Source organism: Nocardia sp. NPDC023733 (assembly GCF_040639775.1).
Taxonomy (GTDB): Bacteria; Actinomycetota; Actinomycetes; order Mycobacteriales; family Mycobacteriaceae; genus Nocardia; species Nocardia rosealba.
This window is the reverse complement of sequence record NZ_JBFAAN010000010.1, coordinates 70,067-90,212: the sequence shown is the minus strand read 5'-3', so window position 1 is coordinate 90,212 and position 20,146 is coordinate 70,067. Positions and strand designations below refer to the sequence as shown.

Genomic DNA, 20,146 nt, shown 5'->3' with positions numbered 1-20,146 from the left:
TGGCGCCTACCCGTTCACAAGTCATGTACTGGAATATCGACCTCGATTACCCGGCGCGACAAGCTGATTCGATCAGCCAAGGGCTCGTCACCGCCGCGTCGAAGATGTACACGACGATCGCGGGGCTCGACTGGTCGGGCGAGGCGTACACCGCCGCCGCGACCCGCGCCGATCGCGAGCAGACCCAGATGCGCGTTCTGGCAAGCGCATTCGACGACCTGGCCGCCGCATGCCGCACCGGGCAAGCGGCGATGGCGCCGATCGTGCAGACCCTGAAGACAACCGTCCGAGACCTCGAGGCGGACAGTTTCACTGTGCACGAGCAGTGGGATGTCTCAGAAACGCTGACCAATGCCGCACCCGATGCGGTCCGTGCCAACGAAGCGGCCAATCAGACGGTGTCGTTGCAGCGTCTCGCCGCGGAGCTCGGCTGGGCGGATGAGGCATGCGCACAGGCCATCCGTACCGCTCTCACCGCGATTGCCACGCTGGCGCCCGAGTCGGCGGGCCTCAACCCGACCACCGCCGAACGCGACCTCGCGGACTTCATGAGTGGGAAAGCTACGCCGGAGGAACTCGAGCGGTTGACCCTCGCCACCACCCTCACTGAGCAGCAGCGTGCCGACCTGCTCGCTGGGCGACCGGTGGATCTACCCCAAGAACAGTACGATTACCTGCAGCAACTGATGCGCTCGATGGACGGCAAGAGCGTCGAACAGATCGCGGCGATCGGTGCGGGGTTGCCCGAGGGCCAGCAGAACACCGTCAGCGCCGGTGTCGCCAACGCACTGCAGCTCATGTCGAACCCACAGGTCACCACAATGGGCATGGTGGGTGATACCGCTCAGGTTGCCGATCGCGGCGGCATGACCCAGCTGCCGGCCCCGATCCGCACACTGCTCACCGAGAGCCCGCTGCAGAAGGGCAAACCGGGCGATTCCGGCCACGGCAATCCCGTCGACCTCGGCGACACCGTGCCCCGAGCCGATGATTTCACCACGCTCGCCGAGATGATGAACCGCGGCGACGACGGTCTCGCACAAGGCAGCGACCTGGACCGGGGTGTTCTGAAACAGGCGGCGGAAATCGTAGGCGGGGCAAACACCGTCGGCGAAACCGGAATCACCGCTGACAATCCGGACAAGCTCGCCAGTCGGATGCTGGAGGCGGCATCGGGCGACCATCAGGCGGTTCACGACTTCCTGACCGGCGACAATATGTCCGCAACTGTGTCTCCGGGGCAGACTTACGATGCACAACAGCACATCGGCGCATTGCTCGACAACAACTGGGCGGGCCAAGAACAGGGACTCACCGCCGTGTTGCAGGGCATCGATGCGCATGCGATGTCGGATGACCAGCATCTGAATTCGCAAGCGGGGGCCTCGGCCGGGGAAATCGCCGAATACATCGGCTCCCACAAGGATCAGCTGCTGCATATAGACGGCAGTGTGGAGTCGATCGGCTCGGCGAATCCCAAGATTACCGGGGCACTCGGCGATCTGATGTCGAACTACATCCCGAATATGGTCGGCGTCCGACCCGAACTACTGCAGACCGGTGGATTCAGTGCACTCGGTCAGGATCAGGTGAACAATATCTTCGCGGTGATGGATTCCAATCCCCAAACGGCCGTGAATTTCAACACCTCGGCCTATGCTGCGATTTCGCAGCTGAATCAGCAGTTCGGGCTGAGCGGTGGCCAGGACTCGGCGCTTGGCATGTGGGCAGGCAAGATCGATCAGGGAGCCCAGGTCGGGATGCAACTCGAGTTGGACACCCGTATCAAGGACCAGGCCGAGGCGCTCAAGGAAAAGCAGGCGTTGTTCGATTCTGTGCGTGAGGGAACCGCCTTTGCGGGCAAGCGATTGCCGATTATCGGCGACGACAGTACCGAATTGGCATGGAAGATGACTTCTCCCCACGTGCGTTCGTGGCTCCTCGGATCGGTGCCCGAGATCGGACCACAAGCCGACATCAGCGCGGAGGGGAACTCGTCCGAGCGCTACTACAACGTGTTGCAGGGGATGTCGCTCGCATCCGGACAACCGGACTATCGTAACGACCCCGACGTCGGGCAATTCTTCGATCCGGCAACAGGGAAACTGAAGTCGTACGAGGACATCGGCCGGATGAACGGAGATTCCCCCGAGACGAATTTGGTCGAGTTCAATGGTGCGATGATGCGTTTTCTCCCCGGTCTCGTACAGTACGAAGCTCAGTGGGACAACGGGAAGGATCCCCGCGAGAGCGGGACTCGGTGATGGGGTGGGCGCGAGTGTGGGGCGCCGCCGCGGTAGTTCTCGTCGGTACGTGCGTCGGCTGTTCACCGAAGGATGCGGAGCCTTACCGATTGCCCGAGTATCTTCATGTCAGTTTTCGCTGGTCGGCAGATCCGGGTATCGAGGTGCGGTCCGCACCCGCTGCAGTTGTCCGGGGATTCGTTGAATCGTCGTTTGTCGCATGGGCGACCAACACAACCTTCCTGCACGAAGGTGTTGCCGACACAACGTATCCGGGATTTCGGGCATTTTTCGATAATGCCGAGACCAGCAGGACTTTGTATTTCGGAAAGTTCGGACATGAAGTCATCGCCGCTGATCGACCAGCTTTCGGGACAATGTACGCGCATTTCGTCGACCTCGATCAGCAACCCGACGGTGGTTGGCGTGCGGGGGTCTGTACCTGGGCCGACGCGGTGGTGACTCAGCGGGGGCCCCGCGAATTTCAGCCGTTCGGTGCGAACGCCCTCAATCCACACTGGACAACGCTGGACTTCAGGCGGGCTACCGACAGGCCAGCGACGGTGGCGACGCTGTCCGGGCCCGCGCGATACCCCACCGACGATGTTTTCGAAGGATGGGTGCTGCGCGACACCACCATCACCGAGAAGTGGTCCACGCGCGCGGGCAGCGACCCTTGCGCCACAGTTGAGAATCCAGTGCCTCTGGAGCTGCGCAACCCGCAACCCTTCAGGCAACCTGCGGCGCTTCCAGAATTGCCACCCGAACCAGGATGGCCTGAGTAACAGGCGGATTCGGGGAGCTCGCGCTGGATCCTCTCACTTCGGGAGGGCGCGCATTACTTCTACACTGCCGTCGGGCCGACCTTCTGATTACTCTGAAACGGTTAGTTCGTCCTGATTCATCGGTGCGGTAGCAACGGGATGGAGGATCGGCGTGGCTGTTTACGAGGTGGGGCATCGGTCGGCTGTGGTGAGTGGGGCGGGGTCGGGGATCGGGCGGGCGGTGGCGCTCGGGTTGGCGGGGAACGGGGCGTCGGTGGTGGTGTTCGATCTGAACGAGGGGGCGGCGCGGGAGGTTGCCGACGAGATCGTGGTGAACGGAGGGACTGCGGTGGCGCTGGCCGGGGATGCGGCTGATCCGGGGGACGTGGCAAGGAGTGTGGCGGCCGCGCAGGAGATGTTGCCGTTGGGGATCGCTGTGAACAACGCGGGAATCACGGGGGAGCGCAATGCGATCGGTGATTATTCGATCGAGGGGTGGCGCAAGGTGATGGCGGTGAATCTTGATTCCGTGTTCTACGGAATGCGCGAGCAATTGCCGGTGCTCGCGGCCAACGGTGGCGGGGCGATCGTGAATATGGCCTCGATCCTCGCCAGTGTCGGAAATCCTGAATACGCCGGATATGTCACCGCCAAGCACGCGCTGCTCGGCCTGACGAAGAACGGTGCTCTCGAATACGCGCGGCAGAATGTCCGTGTGAACGCCGTCGGACCCGGCTACATCCGCACCCCGCTACTGGCCGACGATCCCGAAACCACCAAGTTCCTGGAAGACAAGCACCCGATCGGCCGCCTCGGCACGCCGGAAGAGGTCGCCAACCTGGTCCTGTTCCTCGCCAGCGACGCCGCCAGTTTCATCACCGGCAGCTATCACCTCGTCGACGGCGGCTACACCGCGCAGTGAAAGTGCCTGCCTACCAAGCTGACTGGTTTTGGCCGGCGGCCGCTCGGGCGATGAGATTTTGGAGCTCGCTGTTCAAGCGGTCGGAGGTCAGGGGGTGGGCTGAGACTCGGGTCGCGTCTCGAAGGAGATAGCGGCCGTCGTCGGTGTAGTCGATGACCTGGAGTGTTGTGCCACCTTCTTGCCAGCCGTCCAGGGCGGGACCCTTGTCGACGCGGAATTCGGCGTAGGTGCGGAACGGGCGTTTGAGGAACGCCAGGGCGTGTTCGGCCGGAGTACGACGGGTGGCGTAAGGGTCTGGGGTGGTGGTGAATTCGTCGCGGTGCAGGTCGAAACCCTGGCTTGTGCCCGGCGGAACCGTCGGCAGGATGGAGATCAGCCGCTGGGTCACGGCGTGGGCGGGGCGCAGGGAGATGAGGATGTTGCCGCCCTGGCCGTATTCGGGGCCGGGGAGTTGAGCCGCGACGGTGCCGATGGTGGACTCGGTCGTCGCACACGCTCGGACCATGCGGGTCCGGCCGTCGAAGCGATGACCGAACAATTCGACGCGGATCTCCGGATGCGCCAAGGCGTGCAGGGCGTGATACAGCGACTCGTCGTCGCCGATCTTGGCGATGAGGGAGTCGGCGGCGATGCGGCATTCACGGTCGAACTCGGCCTGGGTCTCCACGCCTGCGGTGAAGGTCAACGGCCACGGCATGCGGTCGCGGCCGAGAGTTTCCCAGGCGACCCAGAATTCGAACTGGGTGAGCTCCCAGTTGTCGGTCATGCGTCGCCACCGATGACCGGCGGGACATGCGCCCGGTCCGGACCGAGCAGTTCCTCCTGCACGCCGCGCAGATAGTCGGGAGCCCCGTGTTCGTTCTCGTCGTCCTTGCCGCCGCGCGCGCCAGGTGCGCCCATGCCGCCCATCCCGGGCATCCCCGCCCGGCCGGCCGACCCGCCTGCGGACGCGGCGAGCTTCTGGCCTGCTCCGGCGCCGGGGGCGGCACCGCCTGCGCCGGGGAGCGAGCTGCCCGCGCCGGGAACGCTCGGGCTTCCGCCGCCCGCACCTGCACCCGCGCCTGCGCCGCCGCCTGAGCCCAGGCCGTTCGGGGCGGTGCCTGCGGGCGTGGTTGCGGCTGGGTTCGTCGCGAGGGTGGAGGCTGGTGTGGTGTCCTCGGGTGTCGTGGCGGCGGGTTCCTCCGTCGACGATGAGGAATCGTCGCCGCTGTCCTCGTCGTCGCCCGGTTCGGTCGTTGTCGGGTCTTCCGGCTCGGTGGTCGTGTTTGCCGGGTTCGTACCCGGGGTTCCACCGGTGTTGCTGTTGTCGCCGTTGGTGATTCCGCTGCCGGGGCCGTCGTCGGGATCGCCGTTCCCCGGGTTGTCCTGCTGCGGTTTGGACGGTCCCGGCACCTTGGGGACCTGGGTGTCGGACTGCTGGGCAACCGGCTGGTAGACGGTTCGCATGACCTCACGGGCGGCGGCCTGCGCGGCTTCCGCCCGGCCGGCGCTGGCGCTATCGATGACCTTCCCGGTGGCGGGAGAGAGAACTGACACCAGGATTCCCAATTTGCTGTCGCCCTGGTCGTCGGACTCGTGCGGGACCGAGTACTTCACCTGCTGAAAGCCCGACCGCGCTTCGTCCATCTTGTTGGCGATCAGCTTGGCGGCCTGATCGACCTTGTGGATATCGGCGAGATACGCCTTGGTGCTGGCCAGTGCCTGAGTGGCAGCGCTACCCGCCCATCCACGCTCCATCTCCTTGCTGATGTTGTCGTGGAAGGCGGTTGCTTTGGCCGTCGTGTCGTTGGCCAGCTGGGTCCAGCCTTGAATGCTTGTGCTCATCTGGCCGATGTCGATCGACTCGACGAACTGCATGATGCGGGAATGCGACATGTCGGTGAAAGTCTCCATCACCGGCGGCACGACCTGCTGGGTGTACTCACCGGAGAAACCCGAGGCCAGGGCCTGGTTCTCGCCGTAGATGCGGTTCCGCTCCTTGTTCCCGTCGGCCTGCGCGTCCAGTTCGGACTGCGCCGGCGCGATATCGGAATCGAACAGCGAGCCGACGCGATCCGTGGCCGCGCGCAGATTCGACAGTCCGGTCATAAAAGCTACGAACGGCATGGTTCCCCCAGTAGTCAGTCGAGCTTGTTGGTCTGCTGCTTGATCGCCAGTTGAGAGGCTTCGTCGCAGTTCTTGAATGCGGCACCGGCTTTGCGGTACATATCGGCCATTTGGGTAAGGATCTCGATGTGTTGGGTTACCGCATCCAAGTAGGATCCGCTTCCCGGCCCGCCTTCCGCGAGGTCGGCAAACTTCTTCGCGAGGGTACCTGCGGAATTGAGGTCGCCGAACGAGTCGGCGTCGACCATTCTTCGGGTGCGCAGGGAGAGTGTCCGCAGGTCGGTGATGTAGTCCTCGCACCACTTCGCGCAACGCTCAGCAGCGTCGGATTCGATTATCAAGCGCCCGCCGGCGGCTTCACCAGCCAATCGCTGAAATTCTTGTGCGGCAGCGTTAGTCATGGCATCGGCTCCTTTCGGCAGAGGGCGTCTACTGCGGGACGTAATCGATGAAGTGTGGGGCAGCATCCTCGGCAAGGACACATGGGTCGATAGTCGACTTGCTGTCGACAAACTTTGTGGCGTTGATGAGCGCGCGGCCCTGCTGCGTTTCCACGGCAATTTCGCACTCGACCGGAACTGCTTCGTCGCCGATGGTGAATCGCAGGGCTTTTCGGTCACCGACCGTGACATCTTTGAAGTCGTGGTATCGATCGTTAGCGCGAATCTCTTCGATGGTGTAGACGGTGGACATGAACGAGATGAAGTGATCGCCGCCCCGCCACGCGCAGCCCTTCCACTCCGCCCGCGGGACCGAGAAAAGGTTGGTGTCTTTCGACGCCGGGTCCAGTCCCGCCGCGACCAACGCACTCTCCGGCACCCCACACGGATCGAACAACTGCTCCTTCGTCAACGGAGCCCCACTCACCTCCGGCTGCCCGTCCACACTCTGCCCACACCCGGAGAGCACGAGCGCAACGCCCACCCCCACGGCGATCCCCACCAGTCGCATCGTCTCTCCTCTTCGCACAGAACCACTCGATGTCATTAGACGCACGCCGACCCACTTCGGTTCCATTGCTGACCGACCCCTCGAGTTGACGGGCCGACGCTGTCAGCCTCCCGCGGCCCGCAAGCGTTGCGGCTGGGCCGGGGCGACGTAAAGCCGCTCACCCACCGTATCCACGGTGTCCATATCGGCGGCGACCGAGTTATCGCCGTGGCGGTGCCCGTGGGTTGGCACGGGCACCAGTAGCGATCAGGCGGGGACGTTGGTTCCGTAGCCCAGGTCGCGGAGGGCGGCTTTGATCTTGGACTGGGCTTCGTCGAGGGATTCGGGGGTGGGGGAGTTGTCGGCTCCGGAGATGTCGAAGTCGCCCATGGAGTAGGCGGGGAAGACGTGGGTGTGCAGGTGGGGTACCTCGAGGCCGGCGATGAGGAGGCCGGCGCGTGGGGCGTCGAAGGCGGTGCGGACGGCCTGGCCGATCTTCTGGGCGACGGCCATGAGGCGAGCCATCACGTCGGGGTCGATGTCTTGCCACTGGTCGATCTCGGCGCGGGGCACCACGAGGGTGTGGCCCTGGGTGACGGGGGCGATGGTGAGGAAGGCGACGAATTCGTCGTCCTCCCAGACGAAGCGGCCGGGGATCTGACCTGCGATGATCGCGCTGAAAACGGATGCCATAGAGCGAGCCTAATCTGCCCTTTGGCACCCCCGCCTGCTGCCGTCGAGGGCGAGTGGTCACCTCCCGCTGTTGTCTGCCACGCCAACATCGACCTGCGACGTGCCTCTGCTCGGGTGATTCGCGGCTGGGTGTCGAAGACGTGGTCATCGGGCCGCATGAATGGTCGGGCGGGTCATGGCGAATCGGCCCTGAGCATCGCCTGACGGGTCGAGGGTCGTGCATTAAAGTACTGGCGGCGCGATTATGGAGGGGAGATTCGCTTGCCAGATGTTGATCCTGTCTCTGGTCAGATCGAACAGCTTCAGCGCGCACTCAACGATGCGCGAGGCACAGCGACGAGCCCGGACGGAGCGCTTCGGGCCGAAGTCGGCGCCAATGGCACCTTCCACAGCCTTGAATTGACCGTTGAAGGGGAAGCGCTCACACCGCAACAGGTCGTTGCGATGGTAGTCGACCTGCATCGCCAGGCTCAGGCGCAAGCCGCTCTGGCTATGCACGAGGCGGTGGCGGCTTTGGGGAACGATCCGCGGTTGCGGGAGGGACGTCGAGCGGTCGCCGATAGTCTGGCCGCCCCGTCGGCGGAGCAGCCGCCAGCGAGTAGCCCTTCGGTGAGTAGCACGCCAATGAGTAACCGACCGGCGAACGTGGTAGAGGCACAGCAGTCTGCGCAGACACAACTGCCGCAGCAACGGAGGACAGGCCGCGCCCGCAGTCCCCGCTCAACCGACCGGGCCCGCGTAGCACGAAAACCCGATCGCGACATGGTCGTCGAACCAACCGATGTGGTCGATGAGGAAACACTGTACTTCCGCGAACGCAATCGCAATGGATGGCTCATCGACGGATGGGTGAAGCTCGAGAGTGGGGAGTAGAAGATCATGGCTGCAGTAGACCTGAGCCTGGATACAGGACGCGCGAAAGAACTCGCGACAACGCTTGGCAACGCAGAGTCGGACATGGCGACTGTGTTCGAGGGCGAGACCGGCGATGCTGGTGTCACGCTGCCTGGCACGAACATTCCTAATGTAGCGACTACCGCGCTCACCAAAGTGTCCAAGGCCTCCCGCACTTTGATCTCGGAGTACGAGGCGCTGTCGACCGGCACCTCAACCTCCGTCATCGAGTTCGAGAACCAGGACACCACCACCGCGAGCGGTATCGCCGCAAACCAGGGGGCGTTGGCATGACCACGTTGAGTCCATCGGAGCAGAAATCAGCAACTGATGCTGGTGCGTTGACAGTCGCGCAGGTCCTCGGATGGAACACCGATAGTCTCAGCACGCTGGGAAGTAGATGGACCGCGCAAGCAGTGGAGCTGACGACATTCGACGACGCGAAAGCCCGGGCGGTCGACGCGAGCTACGACTACTGGACCGGTACCGCGGGCGACGCGATGCGGACCAAACACGAAGAAGTCCGCGCCACGACCAAGACCCTCATCGTGGCGCTGCAAGATGGTGCCACGGCCGCGCGACAGGGCGAGACCAGCTTGACCACGGCGAAAACCGCTGTGAGGAACGCCGTGGATACCGCGAAGTCCAATGGATACGAAGTCGCCGATGACGGCACCGTCACAATATCGACGACTACCCACCAGACCTTGCTCGCTCAACTCCCCGACGCGTCGTCGTATTCCGTTGCGGCTGGCGCGCTGCAGGTCGATGCTGATGCGTCCACAGTTGCAATCAAGAATGCGTTGGAGAACGCCCGCACGGCAGCTGTCGCGGTCGAGACGGCGCTCCAAAAGGCGTTCGCAAGTCTGCCTGAAGGCGACTCTCCCATCACGCTCCTAGCCGGGAACCCCCAGAATGTCTCCGACCCAGAGGTCCTGGCGCCAGGACCGACCTCGGCTGGTCAGCAGATCGTCGACGCCAAGTACGACTATTATAAGGCGCTGATCGAACGAAATGGGGGAACTTTCGACGAGGGGGTTGATCAGAAGAATTTGCTTGCCATTCGAAAGGAGACGAATACTGCCGCGAACGGCGGAAACGGGGTTTACGACGACAAGGCAGTTCTACTCTGGGTTGACGAACGTGGAGTAAAGCACGTCAGCGAGTACAAAGCCAACACGGATCCGACGAATAGATACATCAACACAGATGAGGCGGTTGATGTGAACGGGGACGGCAAGAAGGAGCTCGGCCGACTCCCCGCCGGGTCCTATGAATACGGGCACAATTGGTTCAAGAACAAGCATGACAGCGTCGGCGACGGAAACGTATTCAAGATGCCGGAGGGTTCGAAAGCGGAAGCGGAGTACGACACCGATCACGACGGGTTGTTCAATGAGAACGTCCGTGCTGGGGGTGGCGAAACTATGTACTGGCATTGCGGTAGGGAGGAAGGGGCGGGGGAGAAGGAGGGCGTCGCCAGCGCGGGGTGTCAGACAATGCCGCCCGACGATTGGAGCCGATTCACCTCCGATATGGGAGTCTCGGTCAATGATAAATTCACGGGCGAACAGACACCTCTACGTTACACACTGGTGAATGAGAACTCGGCGAACGGAAATACGGAGTATCGGCATAACGATGGAACAGTCTGAGCGCCAGCGGCCACCTTTGCCGATGGTTTGGAAAATTCCGATGTCGGTGGCCACGGTCGCAACGCTCGCTAGCTGCGCCTGGTTGTTGTGGGCGTGCTTCAGGGTTTTCGATGATGACGAGGTCAGGTTTTGGGCAGGGGCGGCCGCTGTCGTTCCGATCATGGTGTGGCTCGTGTCGACGATCATTTCTGCCATACGGTATTCGGGGTGGTGGCGCTGGAGTTTGGTTCTGCCGTTGTGCGTGATCATCACCGTGTTGCTGACCGAGTTCTATGTACCTGGTCGAATCGGCTGGCAGATGTCGCGAGGTGATATGGAACGTGCCGCAGCCGAATGTGAAAGATTGGGCGCCCAGTACAGGAATTCGACGTCCGGCGATCCTGCCGCGCTGATCGGGAAGTACGAATTCCATCGTATAGAAGACGGGCCTGATGGAGAATGCGAATTCCATTTTCCGAAGGGCTATCAGGGTGTTGGCAACGGGTTTGTTTATATCCCCTCCGGCCGAAATCCGGACGGAATCGGTAGTGGTGATACAAATTATGTCCACTTGGGTGGACACTGGTATTACTACAAGTGACTCACACGGCGACGTAGTGGGACAGGATGCCCTGTACCTCGTAGATGTCGACCTGGCGGTTGAATCGCTGCTTGACCGGTTCGTGGCTGCCGCTGAGCCAGATGTAGAGCTCGGCGTCGAGGTCGAAGGTGGCGGCTGTTTCGACGGCGAAGTGGGTGATCGAGCGGTACGGGATGCTGTGGTAGCTCACCTTGCGGCCGGTGACGCCCTGTTTGTCGATCATGATGAGGCGCCGGTTGGTGAACAGCATGGCGTCGCGGACCAGCAGGTAGGCGGCGTACACCTGCTCGCCCTGGCCGAACAGTTTGGCGTATTCCTGCTGGGCGGCGGCGGGGTCGATGCGACCCGCGTTGCCCATCATGCCGTCGAGCAATCCCACGATCGTCCCCCGCTTCCGCTGTTGGATCCATTGTGGCCCAAGCCGACCCGATACGGCCAGGGTGAACTGTGGTCGACGGGCGGATGTCGGGATCAGGGGGTCGCGAGTGGACGCGCGGCGGCGCGACTAATCTGTTCCGGTGCGCGTACTCGTCATCGGTTCCGGAGCCCGTGAACATGCCCTCGTCCTGGCGCTGCGCCGGGATCCGTCGGTGACGGCGGTGATCGCCGCCCCGGGCAATCCCGGTATCGGCCAGCAGGCCGAGCTGCGGCCGGTCGATCCCTGCTCGGCCGAGGACGTGGCCGCGCTGGCCGGTGAGGTCGCGGCCGACCTGGTGGTGATCGGGCCGGAGGTGCCGCTGGTGCTCGGTGTGGCCGACGCGGTGCGCGCGGCCGGGATCCCCGTGTTCGGTCCGTCGGCCGACGCGGCGCGGATCGAAGGGTCCAAGGCGTTCGCCAAGGATGTGATGGCGGCGGCGGGTGTGCGGACGGCGCACAGCGAGATCGTCGACACCCCGGCCGACCTGGACGCCGCGCTCGACCGTTTCGGCCCCACCTGGGTGGTCAAGGACGACGGTCTCGCCGCGGGCAAGGGTGTCGTGGTGACCGCCGATCGCCGGGCCGCCCGCGATCACGGTGCCGAACTGCTCGAGCAGGGTCATCCGGTGCTGCTCGAGTCGTTCCTCGACGGGCCGGAGGTTTCGCTGTTCTGCCTGGTCGACGGCGAGACCGTGGTGCCGCTGCTGCCCGCGCAGGACCACAAGCGTGTCGGTGACGGCGACGCGGGCCCCAACACCGGTGGCATGGGCGCCTACACCCCGCTGCCGTGGCTGCCCGCCGAGACGCTCACCGAGATCGTCGACGAGGTCGTGAAGCCCGTTGCGGCCGAACTGGTTCGGCGCGGCAGCGGTTTCTCCGGGCTGCTGTACGCCGGTCTGGCGATCGGCACCAACGGTCCGGCCGTCGTCGAATTCAATTGCCGCTTCGGTGATCCCGAGACCCAGGCGGTGCTCGCGCTGCTCGACAGCCCGTTCGCCGAGCTGCTGCACGCCACCGCGACCGGCCGCCTCGCCGAGGTCGATCCGCCGCGCTGGAAGGACGGTTCGGCTGTCACGGTCGTGCTCGCCGCCGAGAACTACCCCGCCCGTCCCCGCACCGGCGATGTGATCACCGGCGCCGAGGAAGGCGCGCTCGACGGTGACACCCTCGTCCTGCACGCGGGCACGGCCCTGCGCGAGGACAAGGCGCTGGTCTCGGCGGGTGGCCGCGTCCTCAATGTCGTCGGCATCGGCGAGGACCTGGCCGAGGCCCGCGAACGCGCCTACGCCCGTCTTGCCAAGATCAAGCTTCCCGGCAGCCATTTCCGCACCGATATCGGCGCCACCGAGGTCGTAGTCCCGGAACGGAAGCGGTAGCCGGTCAGGTCAGGCTGAGCCCGTGCAGGGCCAGCCAGGCCTGCGGGTCCACGTGCTGGCCGTTCTGGACTATCTCGAAGTGCAGGTGGGGGCCGGTGGAGTCGCCCCGGTTGCCGATGCGGGCGATCTGCATGCCCGCGGGGACGCGTTCGCCCGGGGAGACGAAGAAGTCGTACATGTGGCCGTAGATGCTGATGGTTCCGTCGTCGTGGCGGATGCGGACCCACAGGCCGAAGCCCTGGGCGGGGCCCGCCTCGACGACGGTGCCGTCGGCGACGGCGTAGATGGGGCTGCCGATGGGGCCCGCGATGTCGATGCCGCGGTGCATGGTGCCCCAGCGTGAGCCGAAACCGGAGGTGAACAGGCCCTTGGCGGGCAGGCTGAAACCGCCGGTCGACGGGGTGCTCGCACCGGGAACCATGACGCCCGGCACCACGGGGGCGCGTTCGCCCATCCAGTCCTGCCACTGGCCCGACGACGCGGCCGCCGCCTCGGCTTTGGCGCGTTCCAGGGTGGCCCGGGCCGCCGCGGCGACCACCGCGGCCTCGCGGCGCTTCTCACCGTTGTCGATGGCGACGAGCAGGCGGCGCACCGACTGCGGGTTGGGCGGGATCTGCGGGGGATAGGCGATGGCGACCCGCTGGGCCTCACCCGGTGCGAGCGGCCGGTCGACGAGCCCGCTGAACTGCCCGTCCGAAGCCACGAGCACCGCGACCACCGCGACGCCCGCGATGAGCACACGCCGCTCGACGAGCACCGCACGCACCCGCTCGCTGCTCGGCCTGCGCGACCACAGTTCCGTCGCCTGCCGAGAAGGCCGCTCCCAGAACACTTTCCGAATGTCACCACGGCGCAGGTCAGCCGCGATATCCCCGAGCGCCGGATGCTTGCCGGCCCACGCCGACACCCGATCACGCACCGGCACCTGTGCAGGTAGATGCTCGCGCCAATTCGCCCGGAGCACAAGACCGTTCATGGTCGAACGGCGAGTATGTAAGGTACCCGACCTGTTCGGTGTGACAGCCCCCATTTCATCGCTGTCCGACTCGGCACCGCCGTCTGAGCCCGCCCTCGGCCGTGCGGCGTGGCCCGCCGTCGGGACGACATCGCCGTTCGCCCTTGTCCCGCGTGGCGTGGAATCACCGTTCGCCTGCACGTCGCAGGCCTCGATCCCGTGCGCCTCCTCGGTGGTGTTCGCATCGGCGGACGCGGTGTCGCGATCGACCATCGCTCCGGGCACGGCATCGGCGACGACTCCTCGCCCCGCATCGGCAGGCTCGCGCACCCCACCCGACGCGACTCCGTCCACCTCGGTCCGCCTCATACCGCCCCCACGACCCTGTCCCGGCGCCACGCTTCCGGTGGCGTCGGTGCCTGCGTATTCGCTGTCGGAGCCATTGTGCCGACCATATCTGTGCAGGCGCGCGATCGGGTGATCTACCGTCTCTCGGGTGTCCACAGAATCGCTACGGTCGACCATTCCTCCCTTCTACGTGATGGACGTGTGGAAGGCGGCCGCCGAACGGGCCAGGTCGCACGGTGACGTGCTGGTACTCGCGGCGGGGCAGCCGTCGACGCAGGCGCCCGCGCCGGTGCTGCGGGCGACACGTGCGGCGATCGACCACGAGCTGCTCGGGTACACCGAGACGTTCGGGATCCTGCCGCTACGCGAGGCCATCGCGGGCCATCACAGCGAGACCTACGGCTACGACGTGCACCCCGACGAGGTGGTGGTGACCACCGGATCGTCGGGCGCGTTCACGCTGATCTTTCTCGCCGCCTTCGACGTGGGCGACACCGTCGTGGTCGCCCGCCCGGGCTACCCGGCCTACCGCAACACGCTCACCGCCCTCGGTTGCCGGGTCGTCGAGTTGGACTGCGGCCCGCAGACCCGCTTCCAGCCGACGGTGGCGATGCTCGAGGCACTACCCGAACCGCCTGCGGGGCTGGTGCTGGCGAGCCCGGCGAATCCGACCGGAACCATGATCGACCCGGCGGAACTGGCCGCCATCGCCCGCTGGTGCGAAACGCACGGCACGCTGCTGATCTCCGACGAGATCTATCACGGCATCACCTACGCGGGCGCGAGCACGCCGACCTCCTCGGCGTGGGAGTTCTCCCGCGACGCGGTGGTGATCGGGTCGGTGTCGAAGTACTTCTCGATGACCGGGTGGCGGCTGGGCTGGATGCTCGCGCCCGCGCACCTGCGCCCCGCGTTGCAGCGGCTGGCGTCGAACATGACGGTGTGCCCGCCCGCGATCTCGCAGTACGCGGCGGTGCACGCCTTCGGGCCCGAGGCCAAGGACGAACTCGACGGGCACGTGCGCCGGTACGCGACCAATCGGGCGTTGCTGCTCGAGGGTTTGCCCGCGCTCGGCATCACCGATCTGGCGCCCGCCGACGGTGCCTTCTACGCCTACGCGGATATCGGTCATTTGACCAGTAATTCACTGGAGTGGTGCGCACGGGTTCTCGCCGAAACCGGAGTGGCGGTGGCACCGGGACTCGACTTCGATACCGAGCGCGGTCTTCGCACGATTCGCTTTTCCTTCGCAGGCGCCACAAACGACATTTCCGCAGCGCTGGACCGGTTGTCAACGGTGATGTCCCCCAACAACTTTCCCTAGTACGAACACATCGGTGCCGGGATACGGTAAAACTCAGATATCCCGAATTCCCAGCGTTTCCCCGATGACGATTGCGCACGGTTGAACTGATGATGACTGGCACGATGGCACGGTGACCACCGCGACGACTCCGAAAGGCGAACGACGTCGCCAGGCTCTGGTGGCGGCGGCGGCTGAACTGTTGCTCGAAGGCGGCTTCGACGCCGTGCGACATCGTTCGGTGGCCTCGAGAGCCGATCTTCCCCTCGCGTCCACCACCTACTACTTCGCCTCACTGGAAGATCTGATCGCCAGCGCCGTCGAGTTCAGCGGCGCCCGTGAACTCGACGCGATGCGCCGCCGCGTCGGCGACGTGAGCCACCGCCGACGCGGTACCGAGGCGACCGTCGACCTGGTGCTCGACCTGCTGGTCGGCCCCGACGACAGCGATCTCGACGCCCGTGGGCAACTGATCGCCCGCTACGAGCGGTCGGTCGCCTCCGCGCGGCATCCCGAGCTGCGCGAGGTGCAGCTACGACTACGCACCCAGCTCGAAGACCTGCTCGCCGATGTGTTGCGCCGCTCCGACCGGGTGGTGCGTCCTGAGCAGTTACGCAGGCTCGTCGCCGTCGTCGACGGTGCCGTCGTCGCCGCGCTGATCGAGGGACACCCCGAACCGCGCCGCCCCGCCCGAGCCGGATTGCTCGAGATGATCGACATCGTGGCCCCGCCCGTGGTGCCCAACATGATGCCCCAGCAGGGCGAACGGGTCAGGCAACTAGACTGAGTGCTCGTGAGCCTCGTCCCGAATGTCCTCGCCACCCGATACGCCAGCCCGGAGCTCGTCGCGCTCTGGTCGCCCGAGAACAAGATCGTGCTCGAGCGCAAGCTGTGGCTCGAGGTGCTGCGCGCCCAGTCGCAGCTCGGGATCGACGTTCCCGCAGGGGTGGTCGAGGACTACGAGCGGGTCATCGATCACGTGGACCTGGCCTCGATCGCCGAGCGCGAGCGGGTCACCCGCCACGATGTGAAGGCCCGCATCGAGGAGTTCAACGCGCTGGCCGGGCACGAGCACGTGCACAAGGGCATGACCAGCCGTGACCTCACCGAGAACGTGGAGCAGCTGCAGATCCGGCTCTCGCTGGAGCACGTCTACGACCACGGTGTCGCCATCGCCGCGCGGCTCGGTGAGCGGGCCGCCGAGTATCAGGCGCTGGTGATGGCGGGCCGCTCGCACAATGTCGCCGCGCAGGCCACCACGCTCGGCAAGCGTTTCGCTTCGGCCGCCGACGAGGTGCTCGTCGCGCTCACCCGGCTGCGTGAGCTGATCGACCGCTACCCGCTGCGCGGCATCAAGGGCCCGATGGGCACCGCCCAGGACATGCTCGACCTGCTCGACGGTGACGCGGGCAAGCTCGCCGCCCTCGAGCAGCAGGTGGCCACCCACCTCGGTTTCAAGAACGTCTTCACCAGCGTGGGTCAGGTGTACCCGCGCTCGCTCGACCACGACGTGCTCTCGGCGCTGGTGCAGCTGGGTGCCGGGCCGTCGTCGTTCGCGCACACGATCCGCCTGATGGCGGGCCACGAGCTGGTCACCGAGGGATTCCAGCCGGGCCAGGTCGGCTCCTCGGCCATGCCACACAAGATGAACACCCGCTCCTGTGAGCGGGTGAACGGTCTGCAGGTGGTGCTGCGCGGCTACGGCTCGATGGCCGCGGAGCTGGCGGGCGCGCAGTGGAACGAGGGCGACGTGTTCTGCTCGGTGGTGCGTCGCGTCGCGCTGCCCGATGCCTTCTTCGCCATCGACGGACAGATGGAGACGTTCCTGACCGTGCTCGCCGAGTTCGGCGCCTACCCGGCGGTGGTGTCGCGCGAGCTCGACCGGTACCTGCCGTTCCTGGCCACCACCCGCATCCTGATGGCGGCGGTGCGCGCCGGTGTCGGCCGCGAGACCGCGCACGAGGTCATCAAGGAGCACGCGGTGGCCGTCGCCCTCGCCATGCGTGAGCAGGGGCGCGAACCCGATCTGCTCGACCGGCTCGCCGCCGACGACCGGATGCCGCTCGACCGCGCCGCCCTCGACGCGGCGCTGGCCGACAAGTCCGCGTTCATCGGCGCGGCCACTGATCAGGTGTCCGAGGTGATCGCCCAGGTGCAGAAGCTGGTCGAGGCCAACCCGGAGGCCGCGCGGTACACGCCCTCGCCGATTCTGTAGAGCCGTGCGCGTGAGCCCGCCACTGCCCGCCCTGCGACGGCGGTGGCGGGCTCTCGTGCGTTTTCGATACCGTGCGCGGATGAATCCGTACACGATCTTCGCCGACATCGTCGCCGGTCGGGCGCCTGCTTCCAAGGTGTACGAGGACGATGATGTCTTGGCGTTCATGGATATTCGTCCTGTGACGCCCGGCCATGTGCTCGTTGTGCCCAAGGTGGCCGCGCCGAGCCTTGCCGAACTCGATCCGGAGTTGGGCGGCAAGCTGTTTCAGGTGGGGCAGCGGATCGCGGCGGCTCTGCGTGACAGCGAGGTGGCTGCCGACGGCGTGAACTTCTTTCTCGCCGACGGGGTTACGGCCGGCCAAGAGGTATTCCACGTGCACCTGCACGTCATTCCGCGCACGCCCGGCGACGGCTTCGGGCTGCGCGCGCGACCCACCTCGCCCGCCCGCGCCGATCTGGACTACCTCGCGGGCTCGATCCGGGGAGCTCTTACCCGCTGACCTGCGATTTCGGACGAAGCGGTCAATACATACCCAAAAGTTTGCCGAAGAAACGCCCAAATCGCCGAATGCTTCCTTGGTGTTCATCGGTGGGTTACTTTGGACTGTCATTGGCATGCGGTTATGGAGGGTAGATCGTGCGTCGTTCAGGTGTTGCTGCTTCAGTGCTGGCATTCGCCATCGCGTTCATCGGTCCGGGCGTTCTGCAGCCCGCACCCGCCGCGGCCGCGGACATCGTCGGGGAGCGTGCGCTCACCCCGAACCGCACCGCGATCACCGTCACCTCGCCCGCGATGGGGCGCAATATCGAGCTGCAGGTTCTGCACCCGGCGGGTGGCGGAGCGCGCGGTACGTACTACCTGCTCGACGGCCTCGATCCGGGCATCGGCCAGAGCACCTGGACCAACGCCACCGACGCCGAGGCGTTCTTCCGTGGCAAGCACGTGAACGTGGTGCTGCCGATGGGCGGGCAGGCCAGCTACTACACCGACTGGATCGCCGACGACCCGCGTTTCGGCCGGTACAAGTGGGAAACGTTCCTCACCCGTGAACTGCCGGGCCTGATCGACGCCCGCTTCGACGGCAACGGCGTGAACGCCATCGGTGGCCTGTCGATGGGCGGCAACGCGGCCTACATCCTGGCCGCTCGCAACCCCGGCCTCTACCGGGCCGTCGCCGGCTACAGCGCGTGCCCCGACATGGGCATGGCGGCGGGCGCCATGATGTTCTCCATCACCAACCGCGGTGGGAACCCACTCAATATGTGGGGCGCGCCGGGCAGTCCCGAATGGGCGGCGCACGACCCGGCCCAGCTGCTCGACAACCTGCGCGGCAAGGCGCTGTACATGTCGACCGGCACCGGCATCCCCGGCCACCACGAGGCCCAGCTCAAGCCTCAGCTGCCGGAGAACATCGTTCTCGGCGGCCCCATCGAGGTCGGCGTCAACGGCTGCATGGCTTCCTTCGGCCAGCGGCTCGCGGCCGCGGGCATCGGGGCCGACATCGACTACCACCCCGTCGGCACCCACTCCTGGGGTTACTGGCAGGACGCCCTGCACCACTCCTGGCCCACCATCGGACCCGCTCTCGGGGCCTAACGTGTCGAGCGGCGGCGCAGCAATGCGCCGCCTGCCACGGCAAGGATCGAAAGCGCCACGGCGACAAGGACGTAACCGGCTGGGAAGCCGAGAATTTCGACGTACTCCTTCTTGACTATGCGTTCGCGCACGGTGGTGTCGGTGTCGGCCGGGGCGAAAGTGAAGTCGGAGGTGATGGTGGCGGGGCGGGGGATGGCGACCGACAGTTCGGTCAGGTAGGTCTTGCCCGCGGCGAGCGCGATCAGATCGGGGTCGGTGAGAGCGCCCACGGGGGAAGCGAATTCGGTCGTGGTGAACTGAGATTCGGTGTCGGCATCGGTGCGGGTGAGGCGGTGGTCGCCGAAGACGTAGAGGTGCACCGATTGGGGAGTGGTAGCCGCCGCCGACATGCGCATCGGATAGACGAGGCGATCGGAATCGAAGGTGAGGCGCACCGGGTCGAGGGCGCCGTCGAGGGGTTCGGGACTGGTGAGCCGCATGGCGACGAACGACCAGCCTTCGCGCAGATACGGGTCGAGGGTGGCACTGACCTCGGGGCGCAGTTGATAGCCGTTGGCGGACAGCCATTCCCGCACGCCGGTGAGGTCACCACCGCGCAGCGTTGTCGCCTCGAGCGGACCCAGTTGCACCTGGCCGAGCATTTGCGGCCCGGAACCCGGCGCACCGCCGGAGGACTCGTATCTGTCGCTGTCGAACCAGTACCGGTCGACCACCACCTCCGGCGCGGTCAGCCGCGACAGCTCGGCGAACGAAGCCGCACTACCCGCCGACACCGTGGCAGGCGTGGGCGTCGGCACGATCAACGCCGCATCGGCACCGGTGAACCGCATCCCCAACCGCATCAGAATGGTTTCGCGCCGCCCGTCCCAACCGAGCACGGCGGTCTCACTGTCCACCCGCGCCGAGCCGTCGCCGCTCACCACCCCGCCACACGCACACGCCACCGCGGGCGCCACGACAACCGAACCGGAAGCCAGCAGCAGCGCACCGGCGACAACAAGCGAACGAACCGTCCCGCGAATCCCCATGCGAGCAGGTTACGGACCCCGCCCCGAGCCGCCATCCGCAGAAATACTCACCGCCAGGAGCGGGGCGGATCCCGGTGACGGCCGAGTTGGCGGGCCGGGGTCGGGGGCGGCGACTACG

Annotated in this window: 20 protein-coding genes and 1 pseudogene; 13 read left to right on the top strand and 8 right to left on the bottom strand. The window is 65.7% G+C overall.

Features of this window, described 5'->3' with window-relative positions:
• Positions 1-23 precede the first annotated feature (23 nt).
• The 3 genes from AB0F86_RS27590 to AB0F86_RS27580 all read left to right on the top strand — a co-directional run bounded on the left by AB0F86_RS27590 (position 24) and on the right by AB0F86_RS27580 (position 3,929).
• Entirely contained in the window at positions 24-2,264 is a 2,241-nt protein-coding gene (locus tag AB0F86_RS27590; protein WP_356986768.1) for a hypothetical protein, read from the top strand.
• An 89-nt stretch (positions 2,265-2,353) separates the two neighbouring features.
• Positions 2,354-3,028 carry a hypothetical protein gene (locus tag AB0F86_RS27585; protein WP_356986770.1) on the top strand — a complete coding sequence of 225 codons (675 nt, stop codon included), beginning with the start codon at positions 2,354-2,356 and terminating at the stop codon, positions 3,026-3,028.
• Positions 3,029-3,179: 151 nt separating this feature from the next.
• The gene (locus AB0F86_RS27580; protein ID WP_067640737.1) at positions 3,180-3,929 is read left to right on the top strand and encodes an SDR family oxidoreductase; all 750 of its coding nucleotides are present in this window, start codon (positions 3,180-3,182) and stop codon (positions 3,927-3,929) included.
• 10 nt (positions 3,930-3,939) lie between these two features.
• On the opposite strand, the gene AB0F86_RS27575 is transcribed toward AB0F86_RS27580, so the two are convergent.
• From AB0F86_RS27575 to AB0F86_RS27555, 5 genes are all read right to left on the bottom strand, one after another.
• A complete protein-coding gene (locus tag AB0F86_RS27575) occupies positions 3,940-4,695 on the bottom strand; it encodes an ESX secretion-associated protein EspG (protein WP_356986771.1) in 756 nt (251 codons plus the stop codon).
• Positions 4,692-6,017 carry a hypothetical protein gene (locus AB0F86_RS27570; protein WP_356986772.1) on the bottom strand — a complete coding sequence of 442 codons (1,326 nt, stop codon included), beginning with the start codon at positions 6,015-6,017 and terminating at the stop codon, positions 4,692-4,694. Before AB0F86_RS27570 ends, AB0F86_RS27575 begins: the two co-directional genes overlap by 4 nt.
• A gap of 32 nt (positions 6,018-6,049) precedes the next feature.
• On the bottom strand, positions 6,050-6,436 hold the full coding sequence (locus tag AB0F86_RS27565; RefSeq protein WP_225281312.1) for a hypothetical protein: 387 nt from the start codon (positions 6,434-6,436) through the stop codon (positions 6,050-6,052).
• A 28-nt stretch (positions 6,437-6,464) separates the two neighbouring features.
• Positions 6,465-6,986 (bottom strand): DUF3558 domain-containing protein, encoded by a 522-nt coding sequence (locus tag AB0F86_RS27560; protein WP_356986774.1) that lies wholly within the window; start codon positions 6,984-6,986, stop codon positions 6,465-6,467.
• A 246-nt stretch (positions 6,987-7,232) separates the two neighbouring features.
• The gene (locus tag AB0F86_RS27555; RefSeq protein WP_356986776.1) at positions 7,233-7,658 is read right to left on the bottom strand and encodes an HIT family protein; all 426 of its coding nucleotides are present in this window, start codon (positions 7,656-7,658) and stop codon (positions 7,233-7,235) included.
• Between the two features lie 261 nt (positions 7,659-7,919).
• Here AB0F86_RS27555 and AB0F86_RS27550 point away from each other — a divergent pair.
• From AB0F86_RS27550 to AB0F86_RS27535, 4 genes and pseudogenes are all read left to right on the top strand, one after another.
• A pseudogene (locus AB0F86_RS27550) lies at positions 7,920-8,114 on the top strand (hypothetical protein); the annotation flags it as partial.
• Positions 8,115-8,537: 423 nt separating this feature from the next.
• Entirely contained in the window at positions 8,538-8,846 is a 309-nt protein-coding gene (locus AB0F86_RS27545) for a hypothetical protein (protein ID WP_225281310.1), read from the top strand.
• On the top strand, positions 8,843-10,207 hold the full coding sequence (locus AB0F86_RS27540; protein ID WP_356986777.1) for a hypothetical protein: 1,365 nt from the start codon (positions 8,843-8,845) through the stop codon (positions 10,205-10,207). Before AB0F86_RS27545 ends, AB0F86_RS27540 begins: the two co-directional genes overlap by 4 nt.
• On the top strand, positions 10,194-10,787 hold the full coding sequence (locus tag AB0F86_RS27535) for a hypothetical protein (RefSeq protein WP_356986779.1): 594 nt from the start codon (positions 10,194-10,196) through the stop codon (positions 10,785-10,787). Before AB0F86_RS27540 ends, AB0F86_RS27535 begins: the two co-directional genes overlap by 14 nt.
• Before the next feature lies 1 nt (position 10,788).
• On the opposite strand, the gene AB0F86_RS27530 is transcribed toward AB0F86_RS27535, so the two are convergent.
• Entirely contained in the window at positions 10,789-11,148 is a 360-nt protein-coding gene (locus AB0F86_RS27530) for a PH domain-containing protein (protein WP_356986820.1), read from the bottom strand.
• Positions 11,149-11,305: 157 nt separating this feature from the next.
• On the opposite strand from AB0F86_RS27530, the gene purD reads away from it, so the two are divergent.
• Positions 11,306-12,580, top strand: coding sequence for a phosphoribosylamine--glycine ligase (purD, locus tag AB0F86_RS27525; protein WP_181698724.1), 1,275 nt, complete (start codon positions 11,306-11,308; stop codon positions 12,578-12,580).
• Between the two features lie 4 nt (positions 12,581-12,584).
• Here the strand turns inward: purD and AB0F86_RS27520 are convergent, their stop codons facing one another.
• Positions 12,585-13,376: a M23 family metallopeptidase gene (locus AB0F86_RS27520; RefSeq protein ID WP_356986821.1), complete on the bottom strand. Its 792-nt coding sequence runs from the start codon at positions 13,374-13,376 to the stop codon at positions 12,585-12,587.
• Positions 13,377-14,031: 655 nt separating this feature from the next.
• Between AB0F86_RS27520 and AB0F86_RS27515 the strand changes: the two genes are divergently transcribed.
• The 5 genes from AB0F86_RS27515 to AB0F86_RS27495 all read left to right on the top strand — a co-directional run bounded on the left by AB0F86_RS27515 (position 14,032) and on the right by AB0F86_RS27495 (position 19,000).
• On the top strand, positions 14,032-15,207 hold the full coding sequence (locus AB0F86_RS27515; RefSeq protein WP_133733948.1) for a pyridoxal phosphate-dependent aminotransferase: 1,176 nt from the start codon (positions 14,032-14,034) through the stop codon (positions 15,205-15,207).
• 112 nt (positions 15,208-15,319) lie between these two features.
• The gene (locus tag AB0F86_RS27510; protein WP_067492301.1) at positions 15,320-15,973 is read left to right on the top strand and encodes a TetR family transcriptional regulator; all 654 of its coding nucleotides are present in this window, start codon (positions 15,320-15,322) and stop codon (positions 15,971-15,973) included.
• 6 nt (positions 15,974-15,979) lie between these two features.
• A complete protein-coding gene (purB, locus tag AB0F86_RS27505) occupies positions 15,980-17,401 on the top strand; it encodes an adenylosuccinate lyase (protein ID WP_181698723.1) in 1,422 nt (473 codons plus the stop codon).
• A gap of 79 nt (positions 17,402-17,480) precedes the next feature.
• Positions 17,481-17,903, top strand: coding sequence for an HIT family protein (locus tag AB0F86_RS27500; protein ID WP_225281304.1), 423 nt, complete (start codon positions 17,481-17,483; stop codon positions 17,901-17,903).
• A 164-nt stretch (positions 17,904-18,067) separates the two neighbouring features.
• A complete protein-coding gene (locus AB0F86_RS27495) occupies positions 18,068-19,000 on the top strand; it encodes an alpha/beta hydrolase family protein (RefSeq protein ID WP_225281303.1) in 933 nt (310 codons plus the stop codon).
• Here the strand turns inward: AB0F86_RS27495 and AB0F86_RS27490 are convergent.
• Positions 18,997-20,028 (bottom strand): DUF2330 domain-containing protein, encoded by a 1,032-nt coding sequence (locus AB0F86_RS27490; protein ID WP_356986782.1) that lies wholly within the window; start codon positions 20,026-20,028, stop codon positions 18,997-18,999. The genes AB0F86_RS27495 and AB0F86_RS27490 overlap by 4 nt on opposite strands.
• Between the last annotated feature and the right edge of the window lie 118 nt (positions 20,029-20,146).

Bases quoted from the DNA above. Each gene is read 5' to 3' on its own strand.
- AB0F86_RS27590 (WP_356986768.1), top strand. From the start codon at position 24: ATGTACTGGAATATCGACCTCGATTACCCGGCGCGACAAGCTGATTCG.
- AB0F86_RS27575 (WP_356986771.1), bottom strand. From the start codon at position 4,695: ATGACCGACAACTGGGAGCTCACCCAGTTCGAATTCTGGGTCGCCTGG.
- AB0F86_RS27570 (WP_356986772.1), bottom strand. From the start codon at position 6,017: ATGACCGGACTGTCGAATCTGCGCGCGGCCACGGATCGCGTCGGCTCG.
- AB0F86_RS27565 (WP_225281312.1), bottom strand. From the start codon at position 6,436: ATGACTAACGCTGCCGCACAAGAATTTCAGCGATTGGCTGGTGAAGCC.
- AB0F86_RS27560 (WP_356986774.1), bottom strand. From the start codon at position 6,986: ATGCGACTGGTGGGGATCGCCGTGGGGGTGGGCGTTGCGCTCGTGCTC.
- AB0F86_RS27555 (WP_356986776.1), bottom strand. From the start codon at position 7,658: ATGGCATCCGTTTTCAGCGCGATCATCGCAGGTCAGATCCCCGGCCGC.
- AB0F86_RS27545 (WP_225281310.1), top strand. From the start codon at position 8,538: ATGGCTGCAGTAGACCTGAGCCTGGATACAGGACGCGCGAAAGAACTC.
- AB0F86_RS27540 (WP_356986777.1), top strand. From the start codon at position 8,843: ATGACCACGTTGAGTCCATCGGAGCAGAAATCAGCAACTGATGCTGGT.
- AB0F86_RS27535 (WP_356986779.1), top strand. From the start codon at position 10,194: ATGGAACAGTCTGAGCGCCAGCGGCCACCTTTGCCGATGGTTTGGAAA.
- AB0F86_RS27530 (WP_356986820.1), bottom strand. From the start codon at position 11,148: ATGATGGGCAACGCGGGTCGCATCGACCCCGCCGCCGCCCAGCAGGAA.
- AB0F86_RS27500 (WP_225281304.1), top strand. From the start codon at position 17,481: ATGAATCCGTACACGATCTTCGCCGACATCGTCGCCGGTCGGGCGCCT.
- AB0F86_RS27490 (WP_356986782.1), bottom strand. From the start codon at position 20,028: ATGGGGATTCGCGGGACGGTTCGTTCGCTTGTTGTCGCCGGTGCGCTG.